This window comes from Cycloclasticus sp. (assembly GCF_019090545.1).
GTDB lineage: Bacteria > Pseudomonadota > Gammaproteobacteria > Methylococcales > Cycloclasticaceae > Cycloclasticus > Cycloclasticus pugetii.
Genome location: NZ_JAHRVT010000040.1, coordinates 33,269 through 45,602 on the forward strand (window position 1 = coordinate 33,269; position 12,334 = coordinate 45,602).

A 12,334-nucleotide genomic window follows, 5' to 3' on the forward strand; every position below is an offset into this window, starting at 1 on the left:
CTCATTTTATATGCCTGACACACCAACAAATATTCGCCTAGGTCTACTAGAAACTGCTGAATTTAAAGCTTCGCCGAATAAAAACGAGCGTCCAAACCCTTTTGATATTCGGTTAATTATTGTGCATGGAATCAGCCTGCCCCCTGATCAATTTGGAGCGGGTTGGATTGATGATTTTTTTCTTAATCAATTAGACCCTAAACAACACCCGTATTTTCAAGAGATTTGCACTCTTAAAGTGTCTTCACATTTATTAATCCGTCGTGATGGTAGCGTGACGCAATATGTTCCGTTTCAAGAACGTGCATGGCATGCTGGTGTTTCACAGTATGCCGGCGAGGACAACTGTAATGATTTTTCTATCGGCATAGAATTAGAAGGTGCGGACCATATCCCTTATACAGAGAAACAATACCAAGCACTTAGTTGCTGCTGCCAAACTTTGATACAACATTATCCTGAGCTTTCTACAGAAACCATCGTTGGTCATTGTGACGTTTCTCCGGGCCGAAAAACTGACCCTGGCGAAAGCTTCGATTGGCAAAAATTTAGGACGCTACTGACTGGCCGTTGAGTCTTCGCCTCGGAACATATCTATCAACATCATTACAACGCCAATTGAAATGGCTGAATCAGCAATATTAAATACGGGCCAGTGGTAAGAATTATAATAAACGTCTATAAAATCAATAACATAACCATAGGCAACCCGATCATATAGATTACCTATTGCACCACCCAAAATCAATGACAGGCTCACGGCCATCCATTTTTCTTTCGGCTTCAAACGGCTTAACCAAATCACCAAAATCAGTGTTGCAATCGATGCGATTGCGACAAAGAACCAACGTTGCCAACCACCGGCGGTACTTAAAAAACTAAACGCCGCGCCTTTATTATGCACATACGTTAAATTCACGAACGGCATAACATCAATAGACTCGTATAAGCTAAAAGATGCAACCACCCAAAGTTTACTGACCTGATCCAGAACTATAACCAGCAGTGACAATCCTAACCACTTAAACATACGGCTTACTCTAAGCGAACAGTCTTTGCTCACCGCTGCCTTCTATATTTTCTACGCAACGCCCACATAGTTCAGGGTGCGTTTCAGATTCACCCACATCGTGACGGTGATGCCAACAACGAATACATTTTTCATGCTCACTGGCAGTAACGGTGATGAATAACTGAGCATTATCCGTTGCCTTTGCCTGCTCGGGTTTGTCTGCAAGAGGTTTTACTTCGGCATATGAGGTAATAAAGATAAAACGTAGTTCATCGTTCATCTTAGCCAGTGTTTCATATAATTCACCCTCACAATACAAGATGACGCTTGCATCTAAGCCAGAACCAATTAGACCTTCTTCTCTGACGCGTTCCAGCTCTTTACTAACCAATTCACGCATCTCTATCACCGGCTTCCAAAACGCCAACTCATTACTTACTTCAGTATCCTCAATCGGGAAACCGTCATAAGCAGTGGCCAAAAACACTGACTCTTCACGTTCACCTGGCATTGCTGACCAAATTTCCTCGGCTGTATAACTGAGTATTGGTGCTACCCAACGCACTAATGCTTCGGCAATATGGAACATTGCCGTTTGCGATGAACGCCTTGCTAAGCTATTTTGTTGTAATGTGTATTGGCGGTCTTTAATGACATCTAAGTAAAAGCTGCCCATTTCAACAGAACAAAAGTGGTGGATACCTTGGTGAACTTGTAAAAACTGGTATTGATCATAGTGTTTCAATACGTCTTTTTGAACATCACGGGTTTTTTCAACCGCCCAACGATCTAAGGGCAACATATCAGCAAACGCTACCATATCTTTTGCTGGATCAAAGTCATTTAAATTTGATAACAAATAACGTGCGGTATTTCTCAATCGACGATAAACATCAGATGCTCGTTTTAAAATTTCATCCGAGACAGTCATTTCGCCACTGTAATCATTAGCTGAAACCCAAAGGCGTAAAACATCCGCTCCAAGGGAGTTAATCACCTTTTGAGGCGCAATGACATTGCCTTTTGACTTAGACATTTTCATACCTTTCGCATCGACGGTAAAACCATGTGTCAAAACAGCCTTATAAGGTGCTTGATCATTCATGGCAACCGATGTCAGCAAAGATGACTGAAACCAACCTCGATGTTGGTCTGACCCTTCAAGATACATATCCGCTGGAAACGTTAATGCTTCACGCCGCTCTAAAACACAGGCATGCGTTACACCAGAATCAAACCATACATCTAAAATATCATTAATTTTACTGTACTCATCCGCTTCATCACCTAGCAATGTCGAAGCATCTAAATCAAACCAGGCTTCAATACCCGACTCTTCTATAAGAACCGCCACTTGCTCAATCAAGCCAGCCGTATTGGGGTGTAATTCACCCGTTTCTTTATGCACAAACAAAGCAATCGGCACGCCCCAGTTGCGCTGACGAGAAATACACCAATCTGGCCGCCCCTCAACCATGCTATTAATACGCGCTTCACCCCACTCAGGCACCCAGTTAACCCGTTTAATTTCTGCTAAGGCCTTCTCACGTAGGTTATTTTTATCCATTGAGATAAACCACTGTGGCGTCGCCCTAAAGATAATAGGCGTTTTATGTCGCCAGCAATGTGGATAGCTGTGATTTAACACTTCTGAATGCACGAGCGCACCACGTTCTTTTAAAACGTCAATCACCTCATCATTCGCATTGAAAACATGTTTACCAGCAAACAAAGGAGTACTGACTAAAAACACGCCATTATCGCCAACAGGGTTGTCCACTGGTAACTTATATTGCTGACCAATAATATAATCGTCCTGCCCATGGCCCGGCGCAGTGTGCACTGCACCTGTGCCTGCCTCAGCCGTTACATGATGACCGACAATAATAGGAACAACACGATCATAAAACGGGTGACTCAGCGTCATATGTTCCAAATCTTTACCTTTGCAATACCCAAGCACACGGTAATCTTCAATGCCATAACGTAACATTGCATCTTTTAATAACTTTTCCGCCAAAACAAGGCGCTCATCACCGCTTTGAACCAACACATAATCAAACTCAGGATTTAATGAAACCGCTTGGTTCGCCGGTAAAGTCCACGGTGTAGTCGTCCAAATAACGACGGAGATAGGGCCCTGCCCAGGTGCATTATCACTGCTGTGGAGTTGTTGTAAAAACCTTGACTCATCATTGACCGTAAAACGCACATCAATGGCTGGTGAACGTTTATCTTCGTATTCCACTTCTGCTTCTGCTAACGCAGAGCCACAATCGGTACACCAATGCACAGGCTTTGATCCCTTATGCAAATGACCTTTTTCAATAATACGGCCTAGTGAGCGAACAATATCCGCCTCAAATTGAAAACCCATACTCAGATAAGGACGCTCCCAATCACCAAAAACACCCAGACGCACAAACTCTTCTTTCTGCATAGCTACTTGTTTGGTCGCATAGGCTCTACAGGCTTTACGAAACTCAGCTGCTGACACCTTCACGCCTGCTTTGCCGATTTTCTTTTCCACCATCAATTCAATAGGCAGGCCATGACAATCCCAACCTGGCACATAAGGCGAGTCAAAACCTTGCAGGGTTTTACTCTTTATAATCATATCCTTAAGTACTTTATTCACCGCATGACCAATATGAATAGGGCCATTTGCATATGGCGGTCCATCATGTAGGACAAATTGAGGACGACCAGCAAATTTTTCACGTATTTTCTGGTACAACCCCATTTCCTGCCAACGTTTCAACGCATTGGGTTCACGGTTAGCAAGGTTAGCCTTCATCGGAAAGCTGGTTTTTGGCAAGTTCAGTGTTGTTTTGTAATCCATGATGCTCTTAGGATGTTAATGTCTGATTAAAGTATGTTTTAGCTTGTTCAGAATCAATTAAAATTTGCTGCGTTAACTGTTCTAAATTTTCAAATTTTTTCTCTTCGCGTAATTTTTTTGCAAACGCAACGACAACGCGTTGACCATATAAGTCACCAGAAAATTCAAATAGGTGTGCTTCTAATAAAACCGCTGTTGCTTCTTCAATGGAAGGCCGCGTTCCAACGTTCGCAACCCCTTTATATACCACGCCCGATTCGAGTGTTATTGTAACGGCAAAAACACCTTTAAGCGGAGTTTTTCTATTTTTCACCCGGATGTTAGCCGTAGGAAAACCCAACTCTCGCCCTCGTTTGTGCCCATGCATAACACGACCCGACATACTAAAGCGCCTATTTAAATAAACCGCCACTTTATCTAGGCGCCCATTTTCCAACGCACGTCGAACTAATGTACTACTAACACGCTCATTTTCAATTTTAAAAGAATGGGAGCGCTGTACGGAAAAACCATATTTTTCTCCCGCGACTTTTAAATACTCAAAATTACCTTGGCGATTTTTGCCAAAACAAAAATCATCACCCACGATCAATAATTGAACATTAAGCCGTTGTACCAACATTTCTACAAACTGCCCTGCAGACATATTCGCCAACAAGTCATTAAAACGCACAAGATAAAGCGCATCAACGCCGGTTTCCGACAACTGCTCTATTTTATCTCTCGCAGTCGACACACGTGCAGGGGCTGCCTCAGCCCGAAAATATTCAATAGGTTGTGGCTCAAAACACATAACAACTGCTTGCAAGCCTAAGCTTTTCGCCTGTTCAATTAAGGCGCTCAACACCATCCGGTGTCCAACATGAACACCATCAAAATTGCCGATAGTTAACACGCTACCATTTGGAAAAGCCTGCCCATCTGGCAAGTACCTAATTAATCTCATAAATTATTTGCCCTTAAGTAACAAATGCCGAGGACGCACACCCACTAAGAACGCGGTCGTAACATACAACAAAACCACCATGAGTATTTCCAACGTTAAATGCAAAACTCGGTCAAACGCACCCCATTCATACCACTGAACTGGCGAATAATCATAGGCATAGATGACACCGACAACCAGGTTGGCAATCAACACTTTTATAACAAAACTCACCCACCCTTGTTGAGGTTTGAACGCTTCAGATTTTATCAAAATAGTAAATAACAAACCGGCATTAACAAAAGCCGCTAACGATGTTGCCAAAGCCAGGCCTGCATGTTGAAAAAAGAATACTAAGACAACACTCATTAACATATTTGAAACCACGGCAATAATACCAATTTTAACGGGCGTTTTCATATCTTGCCTCGCGGTAAAACCCGGCACCAATACCTTAACAAGGATAAAGGCAGGCAGGCCTATTGAGTAAGCCATAAGACTTAACGATGCATTATCGACATCAGTACTTGTAAACGCATCGTACTGAAACAGTGTTGCTAACATTGGCTGAGCTAGAAAAAACAAACCTGCTGCTGCTGGCAAACCAAGAAACACCACCCAACGTAAGCCTGTGTCCAGGCTTGCAGAAAAGTCTTTAGTCTTACCTGCCGCGTGGCTTTTAGATAAATTAGGTAAAATGACAGTTGCCAAGGCAATACCAAATATACCGAGCGGAAATTCCACTAAGCGATCAGAAAAATAAAGCCATGAAACACTGCCAGCCACTAAAAATGATGCCAGCAAAGTATCTACCAACAAGTTAATTTGCGTTACCGACACACCAAATAAGGCTGGTAACATTAACTTCATAATTTTCTTAACGCCTGCATGTCCACGATCAAATGACATTCTAGGCAATAAACCCAACTGTTTTAAGTAAGGAAATTGAAAGGCAAGTTGAGCGATTCCTGCCAACAAAACAGCCCACGCTAACGCCATAATTGGCCTTTCAAGCAAGGGAGACAACCAGCATATTGCCGCTAAAAATGATAAATTCAATAACACTGGCGTTACCGCAGGAATTGCAAACTTACCGTAGGTGTTTAAGACACCACCGGCCATGGCTGTCAGTGAAATAAAAAATAGATAAGGAAATGTTATCCTCAACATATCAACGGCCAACTCGTAGCGTGAGCCTGTTGAGTCAAAACCCGGGGCAAACATATAAATTAAAACTGGCGCTCCAATAACACCCAGTAACGTTATAAAAAATAATACTGTTGCCAGCGTACCAGCCGTTTTAGCCAGCAATTCTTTTAGTGCTTCGGTTGACTGAGTCTCTTTATATTCTGACAAAACAGGTACAAAGGCCTGTGAAAATGCACCTTCTGCAAATAAGCGCCGCATAAAATTTGGAATTTTAAAGGCCACAAAAAATGCATCGGTACCTTCGCTCGCACCAAAAAAACGCGCGATAACAATGTCACGAACAAACCCCAGAACACGCGAAATCATCGTCATGCTGCCCACAATAGCAGTCGATTTTATTAACGTTTTACTCAGCGCCTTAACCTCTGTTTATTAAATAGCCCTTACCTTCTTCAGAGGCAAGCTTTATTAGTATCGAGTTGATTCTAGTTATGTTCAAACTTATCAGGCTTTTATTATAAGGGCTGACGGCAATCAACACACCTTCGATTATAAGTTATCGTTGAACAGCCGCCACAATACACTTAGAATCAAATCAGGCAAAAAACGGATAATGAAATTGGCTTCAGATCATAAAAAAACCTCTCGTATTGTTTGGCTAAAACGCTTAATCATTAGCTCATTGTTATTCGTCGTATTACTTATTGCACTGCCTTACGCCATCCAGTTTGGCCTTATCAAAGGGCTTAACAATGCAGCAAGCAAAACGGTCATTATTGATGATGTCGACTTCAATCCTTTTACTGGCAAACTAGCCATTAGCCATTTACGGACGCAAGAACCTCAACAAGCCGACCTCTCGATATCCTCTGTTAACCTGCAAATTGATTGGCTACCCCTATTTAATAAACGGTTGCTCATCAACTCTCTTACAATTCAAGACGCACATATAAAAATTCAGCAAAAAGACTCCCAAACTCTCTATATTGGCAGCATTAAAATTCCTTTGAACGGCGCAAGCCGTGACACGAATGAAGAGGCATCAACAAGTTGGGAATTAGGCTTAAATAAACTTAATATAATAAACAATTCTTTTACCTTTCAATCTGACGCTTTCTCAGACGACTTCACCATCAGCCAGTTAACCATTAATGAAGCTTTTAGTTGGGACCCAAATAACCTGTCCACCCTCTCTTTTAATACACAGCTTAATACATCACCAATCAACGGCCACATTCGTGCTTCTCTGTTTTCTGAACAGCCCTCTGTTAAGGGTCAGCTCAACGTTAAAAACCTAAATCTTAATGCCTTTAAGGCATTAGCAGGAGAAAACATTGAGGAGTTAAAAGGGCTACTCGATACTGATATCAAGTTTTCATTGTTATTAGGTAAAAACAGTATTGATTATAGCCAAACGGGCTCATTATCAATCAAACAAGCTGTGATAACGAGCGCCTCTGTACAGCACACATTGGGATCTGGTGATTGGAGTGGCTCGGTACAAGTAATAACAAGCCCCGAGAAACCAAGCATCAACGCTGAAGGCCAACTAACTCTAAGCGAGCTCTCGAGTACAAATCAACTCACCCAGTTGGTTTTAGCTAATACTCAGACATTAACGGTAAAACAATTAAGCATTAAAAAACTTAATAACATAGCGATCTCATCTGTAGAGGTAGGCGATCTATCGATTGGCAAAACAGCATCAAACAATTCGCTCCTAGAGAGCAAAAAGCTGATTATCGACAAACTCCAATTGCATGATCTTAATAATATCGATATTAAAAAAATCAACATTGATGGCTTGAATGCGGTTCTCGATATCAATAAACAAGGTGACATTCCTTTACTCAACACACTAACCAAGAGCCTACCCGCAGCAGATGAAAAAAAGACCAGCGAGACAAATAACGCTGCTAAGCCTTTTCAATTTCAAGTGGCTAACATAGATATTTCAAAAAACAGTCAAATTAAATTTTCAAAAGAAACTGAGCTGGAACGCGTTGAGAAGAAGATCATGATAGATCAGCTCAACATTGGTAATATTAATTCACTCACACCAAAGAAACCAACACCGATTAATATTCAAGCGACAATAGATCAATTTTCTAAACTGTCCATAAAAGGCCAGGTCGCCCCTCTTAGTGAAAAAATAAACACCTCTATTCAAACTCAGCTATCCGCTTTTGAACTGCATGATTTTTCACCCATTTTTAAAAATGAACTCGGTTACACCATCGAAAACGGGCAACTAAATGCAGACCTGGATATTGATATAAAAGACAATATCCTTGACGGGAAAACCAGCTTAGAAATAAACCAATTAGCACTAGAACCAGCTAATGAAAGTACGGCGAAAAAAATCACTCAACAACTATCAATGCCACTGGAATCTGCTTTATCCATGCTACGTGATGATAACAACAATATTAAACTCAACATCCCTGTTAAAGGAGATCTCGCCTCACCAGATTTCAATATCAGTGATGTGATTAATACCGCTCTAGGAAATGCCTTACAAGGTACCGTAAAAAATGTTTTGAAATATGCACTGCAGCCATACGGCGTGATGTTTATGGCGGCAGAAAAAGCGTATGGCATCGCAACCTCTATCAAATTAGAACCATTGATTTTCCCTCCTGGAGATAGCGTGCTAGCAGAAAACTCAATAAATCAGATAAATAAAATCGGCGAATTAATGCAAAAAAGACCACAGTTAAGCATCCACATCTGTGGTTTTGCTACCCAACATGACCACATGTTTTTACAAAACTTAGCTAACAGTGACAGCGCCGACACCTCAACGTCAACAGCCCCCAATGAAAAACCCCTGCAAGAACCTTTACTAAAACTAGCAAGCGAACGCCAAGTTGCTGTAAAAACCCACCTCGTTAACAACTATCATTTAAAAGCAACTCGTTTATTTACTTGCAAACCCCGTGTTGAAAAAGACCTTAATAACGAAACGACAGCAAAGCCAAGAGTAGAGCTATTAATTTAACGTCACCTACCTATTTAACCCATGAAAATCCCATCAAAGACTCGCTTTTATTAATGCCCTATTGCACCTCGGGCTTGACAAAGCCCGATTATTTCATCAAAATGCGCAATCTTTTTTAATATCACTAGAGGATTTACCTTGGCTAACAGTGCACAAGCGTTAAAACGCGCCAAACAATCAGAACAAAATCGCCAACTTAACATGGCTGCGCGTACACGATTACGCACAAAAATTAAGCGTGTTGTGTATAGTGCGGAAGAAGGTAATGCTGAGGTAACAGAAGCCGCTTATCATGAAGCTGTTCCTTACATTGATGGCGCTGTCACTAAAGGCATTATCCATAAAAACAAAGCTGCTCGCCTAAAGAGCCGCCTTAATGCTCGCATTGTTAAACTTAAGCAAGCATAAGTAGTTATTAAGTTTTATAAAAAAAGCCGACCATATGGTCGGCTTTTTTATTGCCCATAAATTGCCGGCCTATAGCAAGACCAAATTATCGCGATGAATAACTTCTGACTCACCAACATAACCAAGTAACCGTTCAATTTCAGAACTATTGTTTTGCTTAATTTTATCTATATCAGTTGAGCTGTAATTCACTAAGCCACGGGCCAATTCTTCACTACTTTCATTAACACAAACAACTAATTCGCCCCTAGCAAACTCACCATTAACGGCAACAACACCAATTGGCAGCAAACTCACCCCAGACCTTTTTATTGCTTGCGCAGCTCCAACATCTAGTACAACCCGACCTTTGACATCTAAATGCGCTGTTAACCACCGTTTACGCGCCGAAACAGGGGCTTCATTAGGTATTAGCAAGGTCCCTATCGCCCGACCATCAATAATACTTAAAATAACATTTTGCCTTAACCCTGGAGCAATAATAGTTGCCGTTCCAGAACGAGATGCGATTCGCGCTGCTGTTAACTTTGTTTGCATACCGCCTCGCCCCAAAGTTCCAGAACCACCGCTAGCCGCTTGATCTAGAAACTCTTCATCAACACCTACTTCATTTAATAAGGCTGCAGCCGAATTGACTCTTGGATCGCTATCGAAAAAACCATCTTGGTCTGTGAGAATCATCAACAAATCTGCACTCATTAAATTAGCAATAATAGCCGCCAGCGTATCGTTATCACCAACACGTAATTCCTCATTTGCAACCACATCATTTTCATTAATAATTGGTACGACCGAGAAATCTAACAAGGTCTTAATGGTTGCTCTGGCATTTAAATACCGCGTTCTATTTGCCAGATCATCATGTGTTAGCAAAACCTGCGCCGTTTTATAGCCTTCTGCTTGAAAGCTTTGTTCATATGCCTGAATAAGCCCCATTTGACCAACTGAAGCAGCCGCTTGAAGCTCCTGAAGCGCATGCGGGCGAGCGGACCAACCTAATCTCACCATTCCTTCTGCCACTGAACCTGATGAAACAATAATTACATCAATTCCGCGTGCTTTTAATTGGCTAATTTGTGCGACCCAATGATTAATAGCCGAACGATTTAAACCTTGACCATTATTTGTTAAAACGGCGCTACCAATTTTTATAACGCAGCATTTAGCCCGTTTTAAATCGACTCTTGATTTCATTTGAATAAATTAACTATCGTCCTTTGGCTTGTCTGCTTGCTCAACTTCAAGCCTTTTTTGCTCTTCTAGGTAATCCATAATGGCATGAACCAACTGGTTTGTACCTTGCTTTCTAATGGCAGAAACATTGAAGACAGGTCCCTCCCACTTCAATTCATTAACAATCATTTGGCAATAGTTATCCACTTCATCTTCTGGTAACAAATCAATTTTATTCAAGACAAGCCAACGTGGTTTCTTTGCTAAATCACCACCCCACTTTTCAATTTCCTCTATCGCCGCTTTTGCTGCCTTTACTGGGTCAATATCTGATTCGTATGGCTCAACATCTACCACGTGCAACAATAAATTATTTCGCGCTAAATGGCGTAAAAATAAATTACCTAACCCCGCTCCTTCAGCCGCCCCTTCGATAATGCCTGGAATATCTGCAATCACAAAACTTCGTAGCTCATCTGCTCGCACTACACCTAAGCTTGGGTGCAATGTAGTAAAAGGGTAATTGGCTACCTTAGGCTGCGCCGATGAAATTGCCCGAATTAGGCTCGACTTACCTGCATTTGGCAAACCGAGTGTTCCAACATCTGCCAATACTTTTAACTCAAGCCGTAAAACACGTTGCTCACCTTCTGTCCCATTTGAAAACTGTCGAGGAGCTCTGTTTGTACTACTTTTATAACGCGTATTCCCAAGCCCATGAAAACCACCCGATGCAACAAGCAATTTTTGACCTTCTTCGGTGACATCCCCAATTAGCTCGTCTGTGCCATCGTCGTAAACAATAGTCCCCAGTGGAACCGGCACTATTAAGTCTTCGCCACCCTTACCAGTACAGTTACGACTTTGACCTCGCTCACCATGTTCCGCCCTAATTAAGCGATTAAAGCGCATATCGATTAGCGTATTGAGTGCCTCGGTACCTTGCAAGTAAACACTTCCACCATCACCGCCATCACCGCCATCTGGGCCGCCAAATGGGATATATTTTTCACGTCGAAAACTGACATGGCCTTTACCGCCATTACCTGCTTCAACTCTAACGGTCGCTTCGTCTACGAATTTCATGGTTTATGTCTCAATGTTTTATCTATTTGCCACTTGTTTTGACTTAATCTTTTAACGCAATAAAAAACCCTGTCTTAGACAGGGTTTTTTAATACGTACCTGCCGCTATAACCGCAGCGCACTGTTTATACTAAACAGTTTCGATACGAATATATTTTTTACGCTTTGGGCCTTTAACTTCAAATACAACTTTACCTTCTTCTGTCGCAAATAATGTGTGATCTTTGCCCATGCCTACATTTTCACCTGCATGAAAACGTGTTCCTCTTTGACGAACTAAAATATTTCCCGCCAGAACACTTTGACCACCATATCGCTTAACGCCAAGTCGTTTCGACTCCGAATCGCGACCGTTTCTAGTACTACCGCCTGCTTTCTTATGTGCCATGAATCTGTCCTTTGTTTAATTAAGCCGAAATACCAGTAATGAGTACTTCAGTGTAATACTGACGATGACCCATCTTTTTCATATGGTGTTTTCTACGTTTGAATTTAATAATATTCACTTTTTTGTGACGACCTTGAGATTTGACTGTTGCCGTCACCGTTGCGCCATCAATATTTGGTGTGCCAATTTTCAGGCCTGCTTCACCATTTACTAATAAAACTGAATCGAACGTAACTTCGTTACCTTCTTCAACGTCTAACTTTTCGATCTTAAGGAAATCACCCTCGGCGACTTTATATTGTTTACCGCCTGTTTGAATTACCGCGTACATTGTCTAGAGACTCCCTAGT

The 12,334-nt window shown here is 41.6% G+C and carries 11 protein-coding genes; 3 read left to right on the forward strand and 8 right to left on the reverse strand.

The features are described 5' to 3' along the window. Positions 1–10: 10 nt before the first annotated feature. Positions 11–574, forward strand: a complete 564-nt coding sequence (ampD, locus tag KUG63_RS10140) for a 1,6-anhydro-N-acetylmuramyl-L-alanine amidase AmpD (RefSeq protein WP_015005381.1) — start codon at positions 11–13, stop codon at positions 572–574. On the opposite strand, the gene lspA is transcribed toward ampD, so the two are convergent. The 4 genes from lspA to murJ are packed head-to-tail and all read right to left on the reverse strand — an operon-like array spanning position 557 to position 6,342. Further along, entirely contained in the window at positions 557–1,030 is a 474-nt protein-coding gene (lspA, locus tag KUG63_RS10145) for a signal peptidase II (protein ID WP_016389788.1), read from the reverse strand. The two genes, ampD and lspA, sit on opposite strands and share 18 nt — an antisense overlap. A 10-nt stretch (positions 1,031–1,040) precedes the next feature. Further along, positions 1,041–3,854 (reverse strand): isoleucine--tRNA ligase, encoded by a 2,814-nt coding sequence (gene ileS, locus KUG63_RS10150; protein WP_020932920.1) that lies wholly within the window; start codon positions 3,852–3,854, stop codon positions 1,041–1,043. A 7-nt stretch (positions 3,855–3,861) separates the two neighbouring features. Next, positions 3,862–4,800, reverse strand: a complete 939-nt coding sequence (gene ribF, locus KUG63_RS10155; RefSeq protein ID WP_020932921.1) for a bifunctional riboflavin kinase/FAD synthetase — start codon at positions 4,798–4,800, stop codon at positions 3,862–3,864. Positions 4,801–4,803: 3 nt separating this feature from the next. Next, a complete protein-coding gene (gene murJ, locus KUG63_RS10160) occupies positions 4,804–6,342 on the reverse strand; it encodes a murein biosynthesis integral membrane protein MurJ (RefSeq protein WP_081651248.1) in 1,539 nt (512 codons plus the stop codon). A gap of 199 nt (positions 6,343–6,541) precedes the next feature. Between murJ and KUG63_RS10165 the strand changes: the two genes are divergently transcribed. Both KUG63_RS10165 and rpsT read left to right on the forward strand, forming a co-directional pair. Next, on the forward strand, positions 6,542–8,929 hold the full coding sequence (locus KUG63_RS10165) for a DUF748 domain-containing protein (protein ID WP_020932923.1): 2,388 nt from the start codon (positions 6,542–6,544) through the stop codon (positions 8,927–8,929). 138 nt (positions 8,930–9,067) lie between these two features. After that, positions 9,068–9,337 (forward strand): 30S ribosomal protein S20, encoded by a 270-nt coding sequence (gene rpsT, locus KUG63_RS10170; RefSeq protein WP_020932924.1) that lies wholly within the window; start codon positions 9,068–9,070, stop codon positions 9,335–9,337. A gap of 69 nt (positions 9,338–9,406) precedes the next feature. Here rpsT and proB read toward each other — a convergent pair whose 3' ends face one another. The 4 genes from proB to rplU form a co-directional block, all read right to left on the reverse strand. Beyond that, the gene (gene proB / locus KUG63_RS10175; protein WP_287555178.1) at positions 9,407–10,531 is read right to left on the reverse strand and encodes a glutamate 5-kinase; all 1,125 of its coding nucleotides are present in this window, start codon (positions 10,529–10,531) and stop codon (positions 9,407–9,409) included. Between the two features lie 9 nt (positions 10,532–10,540). Next, positions 10,541–11,596 (reverse strand): Obg family GTPase CgtA, encoded by a 1,056-nt coding sequence (cgtA, locus tag KUG63_RS10180; protein ID WP_015005374.1) that lies wholly within the window; start codon positions 11,594–11,596, stop codon positions 10,541–10,543. 130 nt (positions 11,597–11,726) lie between these two features. Beyond that, positions 11,727–11,984: a 50S ribosomal protein L27 gene (rpmA, locus tag KUG63_RS10185; RefSeq protein WP_015005373.1), complete on the reverse strand. Its 258-nt coding sequence runs from the start codon at positions 11,982–11,984 to the stop codon at positions 11,727–11,729. 19 nt (positions 11,985–12,003) lie between these two features. Beyond that, positions 12,004–12,315 carry a 50S ribosomal protein L21 gene (gene rplU / locus KUG63_RS10190; protein ID WP_015005372.1) on the reverse strand — a complete coding sequence of 104 codons (312 nt, stop codon included), beginning with the start codon at positions 12,313–12,315 and terminating at the stop codon, positions 12,004–12,006. Positions 12,316–12,334 lie beyond the last annotated feature (19 nt).

Bases quoted from the DNA above. Each gene is read 5' to 3' on its own strand.
- ampD (WP_015005381.1), top strand. From the start codon at position 11: ATGCCTGACACACCAACAAATATTCGCCTAGGTCTACTAGAAACTGCT.
- lspA (WP_016389788.1), bottom strand. From the start codon at position 1,030: ATGTTTAAGTGGTTAGGATTGTCACTGCTGGTTATAGTTCTGGATCAG.
- ileS (WP_020932920.1), bottom strand. From the start codon at position 3,854: ATGGATTACAAAACAACACTGAACTTGCCAAAAACCAGCTTTCCGATG.
- ribF (WP_020932921.1), bottom strand. From the start codon at position 4,800: ATGAGATTAATTAGGTACTTGCCAGATGGGCAGGCTTTTCCAAATGGT.
- KUG63_RS10165 (WP_020932923.1), top strand. From the start codon at position 6,542: ATGAAATTGGCTTCAGATCATAAAAAAACCTCTCGTATTGTTTGGCTA.
- proB (WP_287555178.1), bottom strand. From the start codon at position 10,531: ATGAAATCAAGAGTCGATTTAAAACGGGCTAAATGCTGCGTTATAAAA.
- cgtA (WP_015005374.1), bottom strand. From the start codon at position 11,596: ATGAAATTCGTAGACGAAGCGACCGTTAGAGTTGAAGCAGGTAATGGC.
- rpmA (WP_015005373.1), bottom strand. From the start codon at position 11,984: ATGGCACATAAGAAAGCAGGCGGTAGTACTAGAAACGGTCGCGATTCG.
- rplU (WP_015005372.1), bottom strand. From the start codon at position 12,315: ATGTACGCGGTAATTCAAACAGGCGGTAAACAATATAAAGTCGCCGAG.